The sequence below is a fragment of the Sporosarcina luteola genome, from assembly GCF_023715245.1.
In the GTDB taxonomy this organism is placed as follows: domain Bacteria; phylum Bacillota; class Bacilli; order Bacillales_A; family Planococcaceae; genus Sporosarcina; species Sporosarcina luteola_C.
In genome coordinates this window covers 33,958-53,133 of the sequence record NZ_JAMBNV010000004.1, presented here as the reverse complement: position 1 = coordinate 53,133, position 19,176 = coordinate 33,958, and the positions used below count along the sequence as shown (strand labels likewise).

The window sequence follows — 19,176 nt, the reverse complement described above, 5'->3', positions numbered from 1 at the left end:
TCACTGCAAGGACTAATGTCCGCAGTGGCCATTCATGATCAAAGGTAAATTTATCTCAACCAACCATTACTACTATTGTTGTAATTTGTAAGCGCATACAATAGTAAAACAACAATTTGCGAAAAAGATGTAATACTTTCAGCTTATTACGAATATAAGGGTATTCAAGACTAATGATTTATGATATTGTAATAGAAAGATAATTCGGATATTAAGATGGTAGTCAGTATATATCCGATGAGAGAATGCGGGGGATTTCAGATGAGAAGACATAATGTTGTTTGCATCGCGATTATAAGTGCATGCCTATTCCTCCTAGTCGGCTTTAACGACCAGACAAAAAGGGTTCATAATCCTAACTTGCTTAGTATTGCTCATAGGGGCGCATCCGGTTTTGCCCCGGAAAATACCCGCTCCGCGTTCCATAAGGCAGTCGAACTCCGTGCGGATTACTTGGAATGCGATGTCCATCTTTCCAAGGATGGAGAGCTCATTATCATGCATGATGATAAAATCGACCGTACAACAAATGGAAGCGGCTACATTAAGGATATGACATTGGATGAGTTGAAAGCATTGGATGCAGGAGGGGCATTTGGTGTTGAGTTCCAAGGCGAACCGATTATAACGCTCAACGAATTGATGGAAGAATTCTATGACCAGGTTGGATTATTGATCGAACTGAAAAATCCGCAGTCCTATCCGGGGATAGAAGAAAAGGTCGTTTCACTATTGACGGATTACAATGATATTAGTTCAATCATCATCCAATCATTCGATGTCGATTCCATGAAGAAAATACATACTTTATTGCCGGAGGTTGACGTGGCAATCTTGGTCCATCCTTCCGAATCGTTATTATCTGCGAAGAAGCTAGATGAATTGACGTCATTCGCATCGTATATCAATTTCAACGTGTCCTTCTTAAGCAAAAAAATGGTGGATAATATTCATGAACGAGATAGTAAAGTTCTCGTCTGGTCGAAAAAAGATAAAAGGTTAGTGTCGAAAGCACAAAGATTCGGCGTTGACGGCATCATCTCGGACTTTTCAAAATGGCCGACAGAAGAACCGATCTACTTGGTACAGGAATAGATGGATGAGAAAAAGCCGAAAAGCGATTTTCGGCTTTTTTTCGTCTAGACTCCGGGCGCTAGCCGCTCGGGTCATAAGTCGGCTCAGCTACACGGCAAAAGACGCCGTTTCGCAGATCCGCCTTATGCCTGTCGCAGCTAGAGCTGTCACGAAGAACAGCTTTTGCGAGTAAAAGCGTAGCGTTACGAGCAGTTAGCGAGCGCCCTACGCTTTTGTTGTTTTTTATTCCCACCATTCAATTCCCACTTTTAGCGGAAATGATGGGAGAACTATAGTATGATGGACGGAATGGAGACAATCTGAAATGAAGAGTAAATCGTTCTATACTGAAATTTATCCATCAATACTATTGAGAGGAACCGTGAAAGTTGATCATTAGCATTTTATATGAAGATAATCATTTGCTTGTTGTAGAGAAACCGGTCAATTTGCCCGTTCAGGGTGATGACAGCGGAGATGATGATCTTTTAACATTATTGAAAGCGGATTTGAAGGAGCGGCATCAGAAGCCGGGGAATGTCTATTTAGGTCTTGTGCATCGGTTGGACCGTCCGGTAGGCGGCGTCCTTGTATTCGCAAAAACGTCAAAGGCCGCGTCCCGACTTTCCGACGTACTGCGGAAAAGGGAAATGGAGAGGGAGTACTTGGCTGTTGTCAGGGGCAGCTTAAGTGATGCGGGCCAATTGGAGCATTATCTATGGAAGGACACGAAGAAAAACAAGGTCCATGCTGTTGACGCATCCCACCCGGGCGCAAAGAAAGCCATCCTCCATTATGAAACAATTGACAGGAAGGATGGCATGAGTCTGCTCGCAATCCGGCTCCATACAGGAAGGTCACATCAGATCCGGGTACAAATGGCAGCATCAGGCGCCCCGCTGTACGGAGATCAGAAATACGGTCAGCATGTGAATCGGCCTGGTCAGCAGATTGCTTTATGGGCACATACCCTTTCTTTCCCGCATCCGACGACGAAAGAGATACTTACCTTCACTTCCAATCCGCCAGCCGAGCATCCTTGGCATATTTGGAAACAGGTCGGCGCTGTATCATTGATGAAATAAAAGGAAGTTTGCCCCCGGTTGATTGACATCGAAATTCAGTACCCCTACACTTAGATAGAGAAAACATGTTGGAGGAAACTATGACAAACCATCCGTTTATCCCGATCATTGTAGGGACTGATATCAATGCATACAATATGGCAATATCTTTTCACGAGGCCTACGGAATCAATCCGATCCTCGTCGGGAAGGAGCCTTTATCTTTCACAAGTTTAAGTACGATCCCCGGGGCAATCGAGCTTAATCCGAACTTGGGGGAAAAGGACGAGTTCGTTCGCTTCTTAAAACAAGTTGCAGCAAAATATAAGACGCAAGGGAAAAAGATGCTGCTCATCGGAACAAATGATTTATATGTCCGCATGATTATCGAGAGCCGTGAAGCGCTCAAGCGGGATTTCGTATTCAATTATATTGACGAAGAATTAATGAATAATCTGCTTGTTAAGAAAAATTTCTACCAGCTTTGCGCAGAGCATGGAATTGATACACCAGCTACATATTTCCATTCATGTGAAACAGACGACAGTTTCGATGAAGAAGTCATGTTCCCTGTTATCATCAAACCAAGCAACGGCGTGCAATATTACAAGCACCCTTTTGAAGGCATGCAGAAAGTGTATAAAGTCGATTCTTATGAAGAAATCCAACAAGTCATCAAGACAATTAAGAACAGTGGTTATCGTGACGACTTGATCATCCAGGACTTCATCCCGGGCGACGATACATATATGTGGGATTCCGTTTTCTACATTAACAGCAAAGGCAAATCCGAGCTGATCACGTTCGGACAAGTCGTTTTGCAGGAGCATACCGTGACAGCGATCGGCAATTATACAGCGGTCATCACCCGGTATAATGAAGAGATGATGCTGAAACTTAAAGGGTTCTTAGAGGCGCTGGACTACGTCGGCTACGCGAACTTCGATTTGAAATACGATCATCGCGACAAAAAGTTCAAAGTGTTCGAAGTGAATATCCGACAAGGACGTTCAAGTTATTACATCACTTCATGTGGGCATAACCTGGCGAAGAATTTTGTCGATGACCTCATTTATAGTGTCGAAAAGCCATTGACGCTATTGGACGAAAAGTTCCTATTCACTGTCGTTCCGAAAATCGTCCTGAGGAAATTTGTTGACAATGCCAAAGTACGTAAAGAAATTAATCAGCTGATAAGAGCAGGCAAATATGCCAATCCGTTGTTTTACAAGAGAGACAAAAGCTTCAAGAGGAAACTTTATCTTTTTATGAGACAAATCAATTACTACAGGAAGTATAGAAATAATAGATGGTCATGAAATCTCCCCGTTGCGTTTAGCGCATCGGGGATTTTTGGTTACTTCTTCATAGTTTACAGTTCCCGTGAAAGAGGAATAGATGATAGCTAACAATTTAGGAGGAATTAACACCATGAGAAAGCCAGAGAATCCCGTGATCGAGAACAAAAGGGATAAAATAATCGAAAGCCTTGTCGAAGAAGGCGTCTTTAAAATTAATGGAAAACAATTATATCAACTATCTTTATATGAGTTAATGAAACAGTATACTATGAAGGCAGAGTAAACTGACGTTGGGGGGATTTACTTGAAAGAAAAATTGGATGAAATGCGGCATGGATGGCTGGAAGAAGCGACTATCCAGCAAATGCAGGGAAGAATGGAGTCCGGTCATCTTACATCAGAAGAATTGACCGTCATGTATATGGATATAATTTCAAAGAAAGACTTAAATATAAATGCCATATTGGAACTGAATCCTCAAGCTCTCCAAATTGCCAGGTCGCTTGATGAGGAACGGCGCGGAGGCGTAGTACGTTCACTGTTACATGGCATCCCTGTGCTGTTGAAGGACAATATGGACACTGGAGACGGCATGCATACTAGCTGCGGGTCGTTGGCAATGAAAGACCATTATGCTGAAGAAGACGCATTTTTAGTGAAGAAACTCCGGGAAGCAGGCGCTGTCATTTTAGGCAAGACGAATATGACAGAATGGGCGAACTTCATGTCGGATAAAATGCGGAATGGATGGAGTTCTCGCGGCGGGCAAGTGAATAATCCTTATGGCCTTTTTGATGTGGGAGGATCGAGCTCCGGTGCCGCAGCTGCTGTTGCAGCCAATATGGCAGCAGTCTCCATCGGAACGGAAACAAGTGGATCCATCATCAATCCATCAGCGCAAAACGCGCTCGTCGGCATCAAACCAACTGTTGGATCAATCAGCAGAAGCGGCGTCATTCCGCTTTCATTCACCCAGGATACGCCAGGACCAATGGCGAGGACCGTGGAAGACGCGGCTATCACATTCGGTTTACTGGTAGGGTACGATGAAGACGATCCAGTGACTAAGGAAGCTGAACGTTTCAATGGAATCGATTGGCTTTCCTTGTGCGATACCGAAGCACTTAAGGGGAAAAGGATTGGAATCGCCCGATCGATTTTCGTCCGTGAGATTTCGGCGGAGAGGAAAGATAAGTTCGAAGAAGCTCTCCGTCGACTCGAATCATTAGGAGCCGAACTAGTCGATGATATCGACCTAGGGACGATGGAAGACGATCTGGGTTACGATGTCCTCCTGTATGAATTCAAAGCTGCATTGAATGGGTACCTTGGTAAAACCTCACCGATAAATCCGATTCGTACGTTATCCGATATTATCCAATTCAATAAGGAACATCCGGAAGAGACGTTGAAGTTCGGACAAGTGATGCTGGAAAAAGTGGATCGGACGAGTGGTACTCTGACCGAGCCGGAATACATTGAAGCATTGTTGCGAAACCGTCATTTGGCGGGGGAATTGGCTCTCGATAGGGCTTTTGACGAGCATAATATCGATGTGCTCGTGTTCCCGCAGGATCATGGTTGCAGTTTCAGTGCAGCGGCAGGTTATCCGGCTGTTACCGTCCCATCGTCCTTCACTAAAGAAGGAGAACCTTTTTGCATTACGCTATGCGGCAAGGCGTTTTCCGAACCGGAACTGATTGGCTATGCATATGCATTTGAACAATCTGCGCGTGCAAGGAGAAAGCCCTGACTTGAAAGAAACTCGAATTCGGTCCATTATAAGATAAGGAATAGGGAAAGCAGGGATGAGAATGTCCTTCTTGGAAAAAATGGACGATACTATTAAGAAAAAGTGGAAGTTTGAAAGGGAAACACCGATTCAATCGCAAATGATCCCGGAATTGTTGAATGGACGGGATGTAGTCGCAGAATCACCGACAGGAACCGGGAAAACGCTTGCGTATGTCTTGCCTATCCTCCAACAGGTGGACGGTAAAAAGATGCAGACACAAGCGTTGATCATGGCTCCTTCACAGGAGTTGTCAATGCAGATCGTCAATGTCATCCGTGAATGGGTTGAAGGAACGGATATTACCGTTACCCAATTGATCGGCGGGGCGAACATGCAACGGCAGATTGACCGTTTGAAGAAGAAGCCGACCATCGTTGTCGGAACTCCGGGCCGACTCGTCGAACTCGTGAAAGCGAAACGGTTAAAAATGCATGATATCCGTTATATCGTACTGGATGAAGGTGATCAGCTATTATCACGGGATTACCGCGTCATCGTGAAAGATTTGATTGAAGCGGCAAATCCCGAACGGCAAGTTGCCGTCGTCTCCGCAACAATTACGGATGAAATTGAACTTGTCGCGAAAAAGCTGATGAATGATCCGATCCGGCTACATGTCTCTGTCGAAGATATGCCGTTGTCGGGCAAAGTGGTCCATTCCTTTGTCAAGATGGAAGCGCGGGATAAAACAGACTTTCTGCGTGGTTTTTCCCATCTGCCAATAAGGGCACTTGCGTTTATGAATAATGTCGATCAGCTTCGCATGAAGGAAATGAAGCTGCAATATAATGAGGCGCGAGTTGCGGTCCTATATTCTTCAATGACGAAATTCGAAAGGCAGGAGACGTTGGAAAACTTCCGGAAAGGCGAGATCCGGATTTTAATAGCAACGGACTTAGCCGCTAGAGGATTGGATATACAAGGACTGACCCATGTCATCCACGTCGATGTCCCTCATACGGTCGAACAATATCTACATCGTTCAGGACGGACAGGACGTGCAGGCGAGGACGGAGAAGTACTCACGTTGCTATCGTATCCTGAAGAACGGACATACAGGAAGCTTTCAAAAGGATTCAAGCCTGTCCAAAAGGTCTGGTACAAAGGGAAGTTGACCGAAGGGAATTCGAAGACGGTGGGCAGTCAGAAAGAAGTAAATAAACCGAAGAAGAAATAAGGCAGGGGCTGTCCAGAAAGTTTGTTTTTACTGACTTTCTGGACAGCCCTATTTCGTCAGTGGGAGTGATTATCAGCCCGGATAAGTGATCATAAAACTTGGTGAGTGATCATAAAACTTGGTGAGTGATCATAAATGCGGATAAGTGATCATAAAACTTGGTGAGTGATCATAAAGCCAGGTAAGTGATCATAAATCCGGATAAGTGATCATAAATCTTGGTGAGTGATCATAATTCCAGATAAGTGATCATAAAACTTGGTGAGTGATCATAAATCCGGACAAGTGATCATAAAACTTGGTGAGTGATCATAAATCCAGATAAGTGATTATAAAACTTGGCGAGTGATCATAAATCCGGGTAAGTGATCATAAATCTCGGTGAGTGATCATAAATCCGGACAAGTGATCATAAATCCAGAGAAGTGATCATATAACTCGGTAAGTGATCATAAAACCCAGCAAGTGATCATAATACTCAGCAAGTGATCATAAAGTGCCATCCCATGCAAAAGAGGCTGCCAGTAAGTCAATCCATCGACTTTCTGGACAGCCCCTTTTCTTATAACTGGGTAAGAATAATGGGTTCGTCCTTTGTGACAATAATTGTATGTTCAATTTGAGCGACGAGGGATTTATCCGGAGTCACGAACGTCCATCCGTCTCCAAGTTCAATGATATGCTCGGCTTTTTCGGAGATGAACGGCTCGACCGCCAACACCATGCCTTCTTTCATCAATGTTTTATCCCATGCGTCATAATAATTAAGAATATGCTGAGGTTCTTCGTGCAAAGATGTTCCGATTCCGTGCCCAGTCAAGTTCTTTATGACTTTCAGGCCGTTATCCTTCGCTTCCCGCTCGACTGCCTTCCCGATCTGGTTCAAACTTGAACCTGCTCTCACTTTTGTCATAGCACGGTCAAAAGCTTGTTTGGCCACGTCGCAAAGCAGTTGCTTCTTTTCATCAGATGTACCGACGACGAATGAAATGCCGGTATCGGCAAAGTATCCGCCAAATGACGCGGACACATCGATATTGACAAGGTCGCCGTCTTGAATCACACGTGAACCCGGAATGCCGTGGGCAACTTCATGATTGACACTGATGCATGTATAGCCCGGGAACTCATATTGGTCAATCGGTGCGGATACAGCTCCGCGCTCAGCAAGAAGTCGTCCTCCGAGTTCATCAATCTCTTTTGTCGTAACACCAGGAACAGTCGCCGCTTTCATCGCTTCCCGCACCTCTGCGACGATGCGACCGATCTTTTTCAAAGCATCGATCTCTTCGTTGTTCTTTACAATCATGATTTACAGGTCCCTTCTTTGAAACGTAATTTTCCATCTGATTATAACATAATTATTCAATCGTAAATAAACGTATGCCTATCCTAGTTGATTTTCAGTTTTTATTAAACCAGTTCTGGCTGAGGATTACTTTAAACTGGCTGATCATGATGATGGACCAGATTGGTAATGTTTAATTCGCTAACGAGGCCGTAAATCCATTAAAGGATTTATGTCCTTTTTTGTTGAATACTTAAAATAACGCAGTAGGTTAGTTTTACGAAGAAGATTTTTTTTGATTGCGTTGAATATGTTGATATATGTAAGTTGTTGCACGAAAGGGGTACCTTACTTCAAGTATGGGGATGGGGGTTGGTTTAATTGTACAATGGCTTTTACAGTAATTTTAGTTCAATTGTTGTTGCTTTGTTATGTTGGTGGATAGTGTTACTTTTCTTTCAAAGAATGGCATTCCGTTTAAATAATAGTTGGAAGAAAGATATCACTGTTACATTTATCCAAAGTGTATTTATAATAATCTTACTTCCAATACTCGCCAATTTCATTAGATGATGATAAATATGTTACTGCATTAACAACCGCTTCTTTACATGAAGGCTGGTGAGCTTCTTCGGAGGCTCTATTTTCGTGTTCAACATTAAGTTGGAAATAAGAGTTAGATTAAGACTAGAAGAATTAAAAAAAATACCTTGGAAGTAGTAATGCTGAGGACTTGGGGTCTAGGTTGGTATGGTACAGGAATACTCATCGTCAAACAATTCAAGGAGGCGATATATTGAAAAAATTGGCTTTCATTTTTATATTACTGGTCTTCTTATTAACCGCATGCCAAGCAAATGATCCCCATGGAATTACACTGGAAGAAGTGCTCTCTTCATTTGAAGAACAGCAATTGTCACTAATAAATAGCAAAGTAAATAAGGACCATATTTTTGGAATGAAACTTAATCGAATTAGACCTTCTGCTTATGATATAGATGGAAAATAGCTTTTAGTTTATATCTATGATTCAAATAACGAACGAGAAAAGGGTTGGGAAGATTGGCGTGAAAAAACAGCTAGTATGGATACGGTCGGATATAAAGTGTATGAGGTGAATAATGTGATGCTGTTTTACGTGTATGAAAAAGATCTAAATAGTGAAATAGAAAGTGAAATACAAAATGCGGTAAATGGATTAAGTCGTTAATCGATTTTCAACTAACGCTGCAGGTTAATTGAAGAAAAAGTATAAATGTCAAGACAATGAATTGTATGAATGAAATGAGGTACCAGCCAACCGTGAAATTAGGAATTGTCCTGGGATGTGGTACTACATTTTTCATTCAAACCTTCCTGGTATGGAATATTATGTTGATTGTTAATTAGAAGGGGATGCATATGAAAAGATCAAAAGGGATGAGATGTTTTGTATTCACATTTATATTCTTACTACTAGCACTATCAGCTTGTAATCCAAAACCTGAATTCAAATTGTATGATGGCAAACCATTGAGAATAGCAGTAGTTGGAGAACCGCCAGAAGTGGAAGAAGAGCAAATAAAGTTTGATCAAGTTTCCTTCGACGAATTAACTAGTGAATCAATCAGTTCTTATAATGCCGTCATTATTACAGAAGAAAAGCTTGTCGAAGCTTCAGAAAGCCAGTATGCAGATTTGTACTTACAGTCAACCATTCCATTCTTTTTCATTTCAGCAAACAGCCCTATTCCTTTTACGGTGAAAGAAGTAGAATATGATTCCAGTTGGGAGTGGACTTCGGGGAAAAGCTATGCTGTTGGCGTTCTGACGATACAAGAAGAAGATGAAGAGGTCGTAAAAAGTTGGGGATTTGGTTTATATAACAATGAAAAGAATGATAAACATATAAAAGCATTGTATGCAAGAATTTTTATGACAATAGAGGAACTACATCTTTAATAGAATCGGTTACTTGAAGATTGAACTGCTTTGAGGGTTCTATTTCTTGTTTACCTAAAGTTGCAGATGTTGTTTACTGTGTGTTCAACAATCAGGCCATGCAGTTTAATAAAAGCTTTGTGAGAAAGGGGACTATAACAATGAAAAGCTGGTCAGGTTCAGCAGGTATTTGTATCAATGAACATAAGGAAATACTAATGGTCAGAAGTTTTGGGTCTGAGAGATGGGCGGTTCCTTCTGGTGGTATTGAAGAAGGCGAGAGTCCTGAGGAATGTTGCATTCGGGAAGTTAAAGAAGAAACGGGATATGACGTGAAAGTCATCAAGAAATTAAAAGTTAAAGAAACAACCATTAATAATATAAAGGTAAAGACATATTATTTCAGGGTGGAAAAGATCGGCGAGAGCAGTGGAATTAATGATCCAGATCAAATTATTGTCGAATCCAATTGGAAATCCGTGTCTGATATAAAAACTATTAACCACGTCTATCCCGAAGATTTAGAGTTACTACTAGAACAATATAAACATATTGAACAATCGGTCGCGTTCGAATAAAAAGGACCCTAAACATGTCCTTTTTCAATAGTAATCAATAATGCCTCTTAACAGAGCCTGCAATAAGAATTACCTTCTCATGTCTTTACTGTTGCCATGCAGCTAAAAATGTAAGATATACTTCAATTATTGGAGTGGAGATCGGCGACCCCAGCGAACGCCGTTACGAAGAACGGCGTTTGCCGAGCAATGTTTTTTTCGACCCCTAGGGAGCAGGACCATATTTCACTCACTATGCCTTCCTTCGCTATCATTTCAATACTTTCACGCCGTGATAGACATTCCAGATGACGACGATAACAAACAGCAGTCCGTAGATGAGCATGAACAGGAAAGGGGCCAGTCCCCAAAAGTCGAATTGCCCTGTCAACATTGTGTACATCCTCGATTCATAGGAAATCATCGAAAACGTAAACAGGATGAAGCCGGCAATAAGGAGCACGACTGGAATAAGATGCGAGATAAGCGAACGTTTCGCATGCCCTTTCACGTCATGATCATCCGTGACAAAAAAGACGATTGCAGGCAAGAGAAGCGGTGAAAAGAAGATGCTGAAATAACAGAGGGCTGATAATAGTTTATTATTGGTCATAGGCTTACCTCCCGCAATTCTAATAAGTAGTTTACAATTCATCTTGCTTATAAGTACTGTAACATATACAATGTATACGACAATTGAATTACATGACCACAAGGGGTGCCTATAAGGCTGAGATTGGATATTCGTCCTAACCCTTCGAACCTGTAAGTTCATACTTGCGTAGGGATGTGGATGGAAACTGACAACGATCGATGTCTCGGTTCTATCCGGGATGTCGTTTTTTTGTTGCGAAAAAGTTTTAAAGCTGTTTAGTAACCGTAACCATGATGGGCATGTTTCAAACGTATCCATATATGTGATACCCGGTCGAGGCAGAAAAAACGCTTTTTCATTCCGTATCCCTCCGACTAAAAAAGGGGGAATTACAATTGGATCGCAAAAGACTTCAGTTAATGTTGGAGGTTGCCATTCTAGGAGCTTTATCGTTTGTATTGGATAACTTGACGCTATTTAAAATGCCTCAAGGCGGGTCCGTCACCTTATCAATGTTGCCGATCATCTTGATGGCATATCGATGGGGAGTTTCTGGCGGTTTATTGACCGGATTGATATCGGGTCTCCTGCAAGCTGTTATAGGGGGCTATATCATCCACCCCGTGCAAGGCGCTTTAGATTATTTTGTCGCATACACGGTTGTTGGATTGGCGGCGTCCACACTCAGATGGCTGATTAATAGCAAAGCGGCTGGACGCAAAGGCTCGATGGCTGCAGCAATAATTGTCGGGACGGTGTTGGGCGGCCTTCTTCGGTACTTGGCCCACTTTATTGGCGGTATGGTGTTTTTCGCTGAATATGCCGGAGACCAGCCGGCTTGGTTGTACTCCTTGGTATACAATGGATCCTATATGATTCCATCCATCATATTGTGTGCAATCGTAGCAGTTGTTCTTTTCACATCCGCGCCTAGACTTATTCAAAGAACATAAAAATAGCAGGGGCATGTGTCATCATGCTCCTGCTATTTTTTAATGCGTACGTCTGCCTGAAAACAGGAAGATGCATGCTATGATGACTGCTGATAAAAAGATGGCAGCTGCGGATATGAACAGCTCCTCCGTCCCGTTTTTAACGGCAATGCCGATAAACGCCCAAACAAAAACGAGATTCATCACATAATCCTTGTAGTGGTACATAAAATGTAAAGCGAAAGCCGTGGAAATCGTTAAAAAGATGACGGCCCATAAAGGATCACTTAACCCGAACCCAGTCCAACCATGGATCATTAGAAGATAACTGAAGTTCGAGATGGTCGTAATGAAAATCCACCCAGTGAGCAGGCTAAATGGCACTCTGCCAAGCAATCGGTTTTCCCGTTTCGGGAAGGTACCATATAAAGTGAGCAACACAATGAGAAGAACTATTTTCGTAATGACGGTTCCGGTGAACAACCCGAAGTGCCAAAGGACAATCCAAGCAATATGGAGAAGACAACTTAATACGAAAAGGTAAGTGAAGCGGTTTCGATGTGCGGAGCTCATCTCGTGGCAAGTCTTTTTGAAATTGAAAATCCAGAAAAAAAGCATGATATAGAGTAACCAACAGATGATCAATACATAGTCTGCCGGAATGAAAAGCAACGGCAGTCGATTTGTTATTTCGCTTGTTGTGTTTCCATTCAGTGAGTAAAAGCTTGCGGTTATATTCAATAGTATGACTGTACATAGCGACAGGGTCATAAGAAGTATTCTAGACATAGTACATCCTCCCTCAGAACAGTATACATAGGAATGGGGGACTGTGCGAAGGAAAGTATGAAGTTTCCGTCACAAATCCATTATTTCGAATGCCGAAGATTCATGGTATAATAAAAACATGATTTAATTACAATTTTCCGAATGATTAGGGGGACTACAATTGACTACGACAAAAACATATTCACAAGTATGGGATTTAGATGTATTTTTCAAAGGCGGCAGCGGTTCGGAGCAGCTTCGTACTCACCTTGATACGGTAAAAGAGCAAATCGGTGCATTGGAAAACCTTGCAATTGCCACGCAAACACCTACAACCGTGGAAGATGCGGATCAAATTCTTCATGTAATTGATGAAATCAAAAACACTGCGAAGAATCTTAGGGAAGCGGGAGCGGTCATTGGATGTTTCATCGCCGCGAATACGAAAGATAAAAAAGCGCTTCTTCTCCAAGCTGAAGTTTCCTCGTTAGGAGCGAGGTTCCAGCCAGCCATTTTGAAGATCAAACTAGCAATTGCTAAGACTAAAGAAACTGTTTGGAAAGACTTGTTGGCGACCGAGCAACTATCCCAATTCGATTTTATTCTACAAGAATGGCGCGAAGAAGTTCAATTGAAACTGTCCGAGGAGGAAGAAAACCTTATCACTGCACTAAGTGTCGATGGGTACCAAGGGTGGGGCCAATTATATGATCAGCTTGTCGGGGACATTACGATTGAAATGACAATTGATGGGGAAGAGAAGAAGCTTTCCGTTGGCCAGGCGAATAATTTGAGCTCCCATGCAGATGTCGAAGTACGCAAGGAAGCGTTTAATAAACTTGAAGACGCATGGGGGGCGAAAGAGGATTTCTTTGCCTCAACATTGAACCACCTTGCAGGATTCCGCTTGGCTGTCTATAAGAAGCGTGGCTGGGATTCCGTTCTGAAAGAGCCTCTCATGCGGAATCGGATGAGCCAAGAGACGCTTGACGCAATGTGGGGGGCTATCAGTGACAATAAAGCCCCTTTTGTAGAATATCTGAAGCGAAAAGCCGAACTATTGGGAAATGAAAATATGAATTGGTATGATTTAGATGCACCTGTCACTTCATCCACGAAGGAAATGCCGTTCCAAGAAGGCGCTGAATTCATCTTGGAGCACTTCGGCAAGTTCGGTCCGGAACTCGAGTCATTTTCGAGGAAAGCATTTGAGGATAGCTGGATCGAAGCGGAAGACCGGGCGGATAAACGTCCGGGAGGATTCTGTACGGGCATGCCGGTTTCAGAACAATCCCGCATATTCATGACATATAGCGGCTCCATGTCCAATGTGGCGACGTTGGCACATGAACTGGGTCATGCGTTCCATTCATACGCATTGCGACCAGTCCATTATATGAACCGGCAATACGCAATGGGAGTTGCAGAGACGGCCTCCACTTTCGCTGAAATGATCGTCGCTGACGCTGCCGTCAAGTCGGCGGAAACAGAAGAGGAAAAACTAGCATTGCTTGAGGATAAAATCCAACGCAGTGTGGCATTCTTCATGAATATCCATGCACGCTTCCTGTTCGAGACGCGCTTTTACGAAGAAAGGAAAAATGGAGTGGTGCCTGCTACAAGATTAAATGAGTTGATGGCTGAAGCACAAAGAGAGGCATATGGAGGAGCTCTTGATACAGTTCATCCGCATTTCTGGGCTTCGAAGCTGCACTTTTATATTACGGGGACACCATTCTATAACTTCCCGTATACATTCGGATACCTGTTCTCATTGAGCATTTATGCGAAAGCCATTGAAGAAGGGGAATCGTTTGAACAGAAATATATGGCTCTCTTGCGCGACACGGCCGTCATGTCAGTCGAGGATCTTGCGATGAAGCATCTCGGTGAAGATATAACTAAAGAGGAATTCTGGGCAAAAGGTGTGGCGTTATGTGTGAAAGACGTAGAAGAATTTTTGAAAATAGCTTCCGAAGAAAGGTGAAGACGCATTGATTCTGCTTGAAGGGCGAACTTGTTATTTGCGTATATTGACAGAAGACGATGCAGCGATATTCACCCAGTTGCTCAAAGCAAATCGGGAATATTGGACGGTCTTTGAGCCTCGTCATGAATCGAGCTACTATACGGTTTCTGTCCAACGGGATAAGATAAGGGAATCCATTTATCAAATGAGAGATCGGCGCGAATATAATTTTGGGATTTTTGACGCCGAAACAAGCAGGTTGATCGGTCATATATCGTTATACAGTATTAAAAGGCTGCCTTTTTCAAGTGGTTTCGTCGGTTATTCAATCGACGAACGGGAAACAGGAAGAGGTCTTGCGACAGAAGCGGTAAGAATCGTTACGAAATTCGCATTCGAAACCGTCTCGCTGCATCGGGTGGAGGCGTTCGTCTCTCCCCGTAATGCCGGTTCGGTCAGAGTGCTGGAGAATGCCGGTTTTATCCGTGAAGGATTGCTGAGAAAACTTTTGTACATTAACGGTTGTTGGGAAGATCATTATATGTATGCCTGCTTGGCGGACGACTATTGAAAGGGTAAGGCCGCCTGGCGGAAACTAGCTATAAAACTTAAAAACCGATTCTTCTAATGAAGAATCGGTTTTTGTCTTATTCATGTCATTTCCGCACCTAGTGCAGTATGCTTTTGTCTATTTCCCGGGAAATCCGGTGTCAGTTTTCGTCGATTGCTTCATATCCGTCGACGATGATATCCAAAAGACCGGTGTCCGGGTGGGCGACGAGGCCGTGTACAGCCACTTTGCGGTCCATAAGTGGGTGATTCCGCACTTGGTCAACACTTCTTTTGACGCTATCTGTGACGTCATTGAAGCCGCGAAGCCAATCTTTCATATCGATGCCCGAGTATTGTAAGGTTTTAAACAGATTTTTGTCTACTCCACGATCAACCATCTTGTCTATGATCTGTTTGGTGTCGATTGAGCTCATGCCACAGTCGTGATGCCCGATAATATACACTTCATCGGCCTGCAATTCATATAGGGCGATTATGATGCTCCTCATGATCCCGCCAAAAGGATGAGTGACGATAGCGCCGGCGCTTTTGATGATCTTCGCATCGCCGTTACGTAAGTTCATCGCTTTTGGGAGAAGTTCTGTCAGCCTTGTGTCCATACAAGTCAAGATGACAATTTTCTTATCGGGGAATTTTGTAGTGGCATACTCTTCATATTTCTTCTCGTTTACAAATTCTTTATTGTACGCAAGGATTTCAGACAATAGTGTCATGATGAGGCCCCTCCATTTTTCAATTGGGATTTTAAGAGATGAAACATCTCTTTTTGTAAGATACATACAAACTATAGTAAGTAGTGTACAGAAAAAGAAAAGAGCTGCCAAGTGGCAACTCTTTGATTTATTTATTTTACTTCCGGTTTTGGATCGATTATTTCTGCATCGGCAGAATTGAGAGCCTTCCCGAGAAAATGCATTGTGAAAAATGCTGCTATACCAAGTACAATTGTGTAACCGATAACTGTAGTAAACATCAAGCCCATGATGAGACCCCTCCCTACAATAAATGTTAGTGTACATTCATTATACTACATTCCTGGAATAATTAAAGAGCAGATTCAATTCTATTACTAAAATGTGTCCGAAATCAGAATGCCCAGTTCCCATTGCGGAAGACAGGTTCGATCGTTCCATCCGCCAACTCTCCGTCAATATCCATTTCCTCCGAGCCGATCATGAAGTCGACATGTGTAATGCTCTGATTCAATCCACGTTCTTCCAACTCTTCCGTCGACATCGTTTTACCGCCTTCCAGACAGAAGGAATATGCACTGCCGATTGCAAGGTGATTGGATGCATTTTCGTCGAACAATGTATTGTAGAAGAGAAGTCCAGATTCGGAAATTGGCGATGCATGCGGAACTAGTGCGACTTCTCCGAGATGCTTGGCTCCTTCATCCGTATCGATCAGATGTTGGAGTACTTCTTCACCTTGGCCGGCTTTCACTTCTGTAATCCGTCCGTCCTTGAAAGTGATTGTAAAATCATCGATGATATTACCGCCGTAGCTGAGCGGCTTCGTGTTTTTGACGTATCCGTTCACGCCTGTCTTATGTGGGACTGTAAATACTTCCTCAGTTGGCATATTGGCCATGAACGCATTACCATCGACATTGACACTTCCGCCCCCAACCCAGAGATGCCCTTTTGGCAATTCAATCGTCAAGTCGGTACCAGGTGCTTTGTAGTGGAGTTTGGCATATGCTTTTTCAGTCAGATAATCGGCCTTTTCGATCAATGTACGGTCAAGTTCCTTCCAAGCTCCGACCGCATCTTCCTGATCTGCTCGAACAGCTTTGAAGATGGCTTCCCAGAGTGCCGGGACTTGTTCAGATTCATCCAGCTCGGGAAACACTTTTGCAGCCCATGCCTTTGAAGGAGCCGCGACGACTGACCAGCTGAAGCGGTCGGCCATCATCATCTTCCGGTAATTGCCGAGTGCTTTTCCGCTTGCCTTCTGGACGTCTGCAATACGGGAAGGGTCCACACCTTTTAACAGGTCAGGACTTTGAGACACGATGCTGACGAAAGCCGCTCCGCCTTCTGCTAATTTTTCGCGTTCCATCACTTTCCATTCCGGGAAATCCGAAAATGATTCGGCAGGGGCCTTTTTATAGCGAATTTTAATCAGTTCCTCGTCGGCCCAATCGACGATGACATGTCTAGCTCCGGCTGTATAAGCCTTGTCAGCCAGCATTCTGACTAGTGGGGCTGTTTCAATGGAAGCGCTAATAAAGAGCATCTGATCCTTTTGGATATTCGCCCCGACTTCTACGATCAGTTTTGCATAATTTTCCAACTTCTGTTCAAATGTCGACAACTAAACAACCTCCTTGGTCTGTATGTATTAATAGTACTAGAGTGTCAGAAAACAGGCAAAGGGAAAAATTCAAAAATACATAGTAATCAATACTGCCGGAATATGTGTACTATAGGTGACATTTCAATTTGAGATCATATTAATTATTCATGATTACTAAAGAAAGATAGGAATATGTCGAAATAAGAAGAAGTAGACTGTATGACATGGAGGTACTGATATGGATTTATCAACGGTTTTTGGACTTATCCTTGGAGCAGTGGCGCTTTTTGTCGGTATGGCGATGAAAGGCGTTACACCTGATAATCTGTTAAATATAGCCGCAATCCTCATTATTATTGTAGGGACTGCGGCAGCAGTGGTCATCGCATTTCCGATGAAGGAGATCAAACGGGTGCCCAAGCTGTTCGGCATCATTTTCAAAGAACAGCAGTTGACGGCCGATTCGGATTTAATCAAGATGTTTTCAAGTTGGGCGGATGTCGCTAGACGTGAAGGCTTATTATCTTTGGAAGCCAAGTCAGATGAAATTATTGATCCGTTTTTGAAAAATGGGCTTGGATTGGCAATCGACGGACAAAATGCCGATTACATCCGTGATGTACTTACCGAAGAGGTGGAAGCCATGGAGGATCGGCATTCGGCAGGTGCACTCATTTTCTCACAGGCCGGGACTTATGCGCCGACACTTGGTGTGTTAGGGGCTGTTGTCGGTTTGATAGCTGCGCTGAAGAACATGAATGACATCGATGCACTAGGACATGCCATCTCAGCGGCATTCATCGCGACGTTGCTGGGAATTTTCACAGGTTATGTACTTTGGCATCCATTTGCCAATAAGTTGCAACGGAAGTCGAAAGAGGAAGTGCGCCAGAAAATGATGATGATCGAAGGTATTCTTTCAGTCCTCGAAGGCGAGGCTCCACGGGTGATTGAACAGAAACTGGCGTCTTACTTGTCGATGGAAGAACGTCGGAAGCTCGCAGCTAAAAATACGAGCGACAAGGGGGCGGAACAGGTTGTCAAGGAGACGTAAGAGGAAGAATAAGGATGAAGGGCATATCGATGAATCTTGGCTATTACCTTATGCGGACCTTCTCACTTTGCTATTAGCAATGTTTATCGTCCTGTTCGCATCCAGCTCATTGGATGAAGCTAAGTTCAGTCAAATATCTTCCGTATTCAACCAGATATTTGACGGGGGTACAGGCGTGATGGACAATAGTGCACCAACGCCCGTTCCGATTCCGAAAGACAGTGCAGGGGAGGAAAATGAAAACTCCTCCTATTTGGAGGACCAGCAGTCCCTTGAGGAAATCCAAGATAAACTGGATGAATATATTGCAGTTCAAGAGCTTGAAAATCAATTCCAAACAAAATTGACTGAAGAAGGGCTGCTGATCACGATCAGGGACAGCATCCTGTTCGAGTCAGGAAAAGCGACGATAAAACCGCAGTATGCAACTTTGTCAAAAGACATTGCCAATCTGCTAGTATTTGAGAAGCCACGTCAAATTGTCATTACAGGGCACACAGATGATGTTCCGATCAATAGCGCGGAATTCCCGTCGAACTGGGAGCTTAGCATGATGCGTGCGATCAATTTCCTGAAGACGATTGTCAACAATGACAAATTGGACCCGCAGCTATTCAGTGTGAAGGGGTATGGTGAAAATAAGCCTGTCGCTTCAAATGACACGGTCGAAGGAAGAAGCAAGAACAGACGGGTTGAAGTTCTGATTCAGCCTCTCGTTTTAAAAGACGGAACGTCAGTTGAATAATCAATGCAAAAACGGGTGAAGGATTTCTTTCGCCTGTTTCTTTAAATGAAAAAGCCGATATGC

General features: G+C 43.3%; 21 protein-coding genes and 1 riboswitch. Of the genes, 14 read left to right on the top strand and 7 right to left on the bottom strand.

The annotated features are described in order from the left end of the window. Nucleotides 1-261 precede the first annotated feature (261 nt). Nucleotides 262-1,095: a glycerophosphodiester phosphodiesterase gene (locus tag M3152_RS15490; protein ID WP_251696460.1), complete on the top strand. Its 834-nt coding sequence runs from the start codon at nt 262-264 to the stop codon at nt 1,093-1,095. Between the two features lie 58 nt (nt 1,096-1,153). Here M3152_RS15490 and M3152_RS15485 read toward each other — a convergent pair whose 3' ends face one another. Next, entirely contained in the window at nt 1,154-1,330 is a 177-nt protein-coding gene (locus M3152_RS15485) for a hypothetical protein (protein ID WP_251696458.1), read from the bottom strand. Nucleotides 1,331-1,463: 133 nt separating this feature from the next. Between M3152_RS15485 and M3152_RS15480 the strand changes: the two genes are divergently transcribed. The 5 genes from M3152_RS15480 (at nt 1,464) to M3152_RS15460 (ending at nt 6,411) form a co-directional block, all read left to right on the top strand. Then, nucleotides 1,464-2,159, top strand: a complete 696-nt coding sequence (locus M3152_RS15480; RefSeq protein WP_251696456.1) for an RluA family pseudouridine synthase — start codon at nt 1,464-1,466, stop codon at nt 2,157-2,159. 80 nt (nt 2,160-2,239) lie between these two features. Then, the gene (locus tag M3152_RS15475; protein ID WP_251696454.1) at nt 2,240-3,457 is read left to right on the top strand and encodes a carboxylate--amine ligase; all 1,218 of its coding nucleotides are present in this window, start codon (nt 2,240-2,242) and stop codon (nt 3,455-3,457) included. 112 nt (nt 3,458-3,569) lie between these two features. Further along, a complete protein-coding gene (locus M3152_RS15470; RefSeq protein WP_251696452.1) occupies nt 3,570-3,722 on the top strand; it encodes a Fur-regulated basic protein FbpA in 153 nt (50 codons plus the stop codon). Between the two features lie 21 nt (nt 3,723-3,743). After that, a complete protein-coding gene (locus M3152_RS15465; protein WP_353056623.1) occupies nt 3,744-5,192 on the top strand; it encodes an amidase family protein in 1,449 nt (482 codons plus the stop codon). A gap of 61 nt (nt 5,193-5,253) precedes the next feature. Then, entirely contained in the window at nt 5,254-6,411 is a 1,158-nt protein-coding gene (locus M3152_RS15460) for a DEAD/DEAH box helicase (RefSeq protein ID WP_251696451.1), read from the top strand. Between the two features lie 562 nt (nt 6,412-6,973). Here the strand turns inward: M3152_RS15460 and map are convergent. Further along, a complete protein-coding gene (gene map / locus M3152_RS15455) occupies nt 6,974-7,720 on the bottom strand; it encodes a type I methionyl aminopeptidase (RefSeq protein ID WP_251696449.1) in 747 nt (248 codons plus the stop codon). A 775-nt stretch (nt 7,721-8,495) separates the two neighbouring features. On the opposite strand from map, the gene M3152_RS15450 reads away from it, so the two are divergent. The 3 genes from M3152_RS15450 to M3152_RS15440 all read left to right on the top strand — a co-directional run bounded on the left by M3152_RS15450 (nt 8,496) and on the right by M3152_RS15440 (nt 10,197). Continuing rightward, nucleotides 8,496-8,708: a hypothetical protein gene (locus tag M3152_RS15450; RefSeq protein WP_251696447.1), complete on the top strand. Its 213-nt coding sequence runs from the start codon at nt 8,496-8,498 to the stop codon at nt 8,706-8,708. Nucleotides 8,709-9,100: 392 nt separating this feature from the next. Beyond that, nucleotides 9,101-9,640: a hypothetical protein gene (locus M3152_RS15445; protein WP_251696445.1), complete on the top strand. Its 540-nt coding sequence runs from the start codon at nt 9,101-9,103 to the stop codon at nt 9,638-9,640. A 140-nt stretch (nt 9,641-9,780) separates the two neighbouring features. Beyond that, entirely contained in the window at nt 9,781-10,197 is a 417-nt protein-coding gene (locus M3152_RS15440) for an NUDIX hydrolase (RefSeq protein ID WP_251696444.1), read from the top strand. Nucleotides 10,198-10,447: 250 nt separating this feature from the next. Here M3152_RS15440 and M3152_RS15435 read toward each other — a convergent pair whose 3' ends face one another. After that, nucleotides 10,448-10,789 (bottom strand): DUF4870 domain-containing protein, encoded by a 342-nt coding sequence (locus M3152_RS15435; protein ID WP_251696443.1) that lies wholly within the window; start codon nt 10,787-10,789, stop codon nt 10,448-10,450. Between the two features lie 91 nt (nt 10,790-10,880). Further along, nucleotides 10,881-10,981, top strand: a riboswitch (TPP riboswitch). 185 nt (nt 10,982-11,166) lie between these two features. Here M3152_RS15435 and thiT point away from each other — a divergent pair. Further along, nucleotides 11,167-11,724 (top strand): energy-coupled thiamine transporter ThiT, encoded by a 558-nt coding sequence (gene thiT / locus M3152_RS15430; protein WP_251696442.1) that lies wholly within the window; start codon nt 11,167-11,169, stop codon nt 11,722-11,724. Between the two features lie 39 nt (nt 11,725-11,763). On the opposite strand, the gene M3152_RS15425 is transcribed toward thiT, so the two are convergent. Next, nucleotides 11,764-12,492: a tryptophan-rich sensory protein gene (locus M3152_RS15425; RefSeq protein ID WP_251696441.1), complete on the bottom strand. Its 729-nt coding sequence runs from the start codon at nt 12,490-12,492 to the stop codon at nt 11,764-11,766. Nucleotides 12,493-12,652: 160 nt separating this feature from the next. Between M3152_RS15425 and M3152_RS15420 the strand changes: the two genes are divergently transcribed. Both M3152_RS15420 and M3152_RS15415 read left to right on the top strand, forming a co-directional pair. Further along, the gene (locus tag M3152_RS15420) at nt 12,653-14,458 is read left to right on the top strand and encodes a M3 family oligoendopeptidase (RefSeq protein WP_251696440.1); all 1,806 of its coding nucleotides are present in this window, start codon (nt 12,653-12,655) and stop codon (nt 14,456-14,458) included. A gap of 7 nt (nt 14,459-14,465) precedes the next feature. Next, a complete protein-coding gene (locus tag M3152_RS15415; protein ID WP_251696439.1) occupies nt 14,466-15,011 on the top strand; it encodes a GNAT family N-acetyltransferase in 546 nt (181 codons plus the stop codon). Nucleotides 15,012-15,150: 139 nt separating this feature from the next. Here the strand turns inward: M3152_RS15415 and M3152_RS15410 are convergent, their stop codons facing one another. From M3152_RS15410 to M3152_RS15400, 3 genes are all read right to left on the bottom strand, one after another. Continuing rightward, complete coding sequence (locus M3152_RS15410; RefSeq protein ID WP_251696438.1) at nt 15,151-15,726, bottom strand: beta-class carbonic anhydrase; 576 nt, start codon at nt 15,724-15,726, stop codon at nt 15,151-15,153. Nucleotides 15,727-15,857: 131 nt separating this feature from the next. Then, nucleotides 15,858-15,995 carry a hypothetical protein gene (locus tag M3152_RS15405; RefSeq protein WP_251696437.1) on the bottom strand — a complete coding sequence of 46 codons (138 nt, stop codon included), beginning with the start codon at nt 15,993-15,995 and terminating at the stop codon, nt 15,858-15,860. A 104-nt stretch (nt 15,996-16,099) separates the two neighbouring features. After that, on the bottom strand, nt 16,100-17,332 hold the full coding sequence (locus tag M3152_RS15400; RefSeq protein WP_251696436.1) for an aminopeptidase: 1,233 nt from the start codon (nt 17,330-17,332) through the stop codon (nt 16,100-16,102). A gap of 220 nt (nt 17,333-17,552) precedes the next feature. Here M3152_RS15400 and motA point away from each other — a divergent pair, with 220 nt between their 5' ends. Next, nucleotides 17,553-18,368, top strand: a complete 816-nt coding sequence (motA, locus tag M3152_RS15395; protein WP_251696434.1) for a flagellar motor stator protein MotA — start codon at nt 17,553-17,555, stop codon at nt 18,366-18,368. Then, entirely contained in the window at nt 18,352-19,113 is a 762-nt protein-coding gene (gene motB / locus M3152_RS15390) for a flagellar motor protein MotB (protein WP_251696432.1), read from the top strand. Before motA ends, motB begins: the two co-directional genes overlap by 17 nt. The last annotated feature ends 63 nt before the right edge of the window (nt 19,114-19,176 follow it).

What these genes read in the sequence shown, in the direction of transcription:
- M3152_RS15490 (WP_251696460.1), top strand. Translation starts at nt 262, where the DNA reads ATGAGAAGACATAATGTTGTTTGCATCGCGATTATAAGTGCATGCCTA.
- M3152_RS15485 (WP_251696458.1), bottom strand. Translation starts at nt 1,330, where the DNA reads ATGGTGGGAATAAAAAACAACAAAAGCGTAGGGCGCTCGCTAACTGCT.
- M3152_RS15475 (WP_251696454.1), top strand. Translation starts at nt 2,240, where the DNA reads ATGACAAACCATCCGTTTATCCCGATCATTGTAGGGACTGATATCAAT.
- M3152_RS15470 (WP_251696452.1), top strand. Translation starts at nt 3,570, where the DNA reads ATGAGAAAGCCAGAGAATCCCGTGATCGAGAACAAAAGGGATAAAATA.
- M3152_RS15460 (WP_251696451.1), top strand. Translation starts at nt 5,254, where the DNA reads ATGTCCTTCTTGGAAAAAATGGACGATACTATTAAGAAAAAGTGGAAG.
- map (WP_251696449.1), bottom strand. Translation starts at nt 7,720, where the DNA reads ATGATTGTAAAGAACAACGAAGAGATCGATGCTTTGAAAAAGATCGGT.
- M3152_RS15445 (WP_251696445.1), top strand. Translation starts at nt 9,101, where the DNA reads ATGAAAAGATCAAAAGGGATGAGATGTTTTGTATTCACATTTATATTC.
- M3152_RS15440 (WP_251696444.1), top strand. Translation starts at nt 9,781, where the DNA reads ATGAAAAGCTGGTCAGGTTCAGCAGGTATTTGTATCAATGAACATAAG.
- M3152_RS15435 (WP_251696443.1), bottom strand. Translation starts at nt 10,789, where the DNA reads ATGACCAATAATAAACTATTATCAGCCCTCTGTTATTTCAGCATCTTC.
- M3152_RS15425 (WP_251696441.1), bottom strand. Translation starts at nt 12,492, where the DNA reads ATGTCTAGAATACTTCTTATGACCCTGTCGCTATGTACAGTCATACTA.
- M3152_RS15410 (WP_251696438.1), bottom strand. Translation starts at nt 15,726, where the DNA reads ATGACACTATTGTCTGAAATCCTTGCGTACAATAAAGAATTTGTAAAC.
- M3152_RS15405 (WP_251696437.1), bottom strand. Translation starts at nt 15,995, where the DNA reads ATGGGCTTGATGTTTACTACAGTTATCGGTTACACAATTGTACTTGGT.
- motA (WP_251696434.1), top strand. Translation starts at nt 17,553, where the DNA reads ATGGATTTATCAACGGTTTTTGGACTTATCCTTGGAGCAGTGGCGCTT.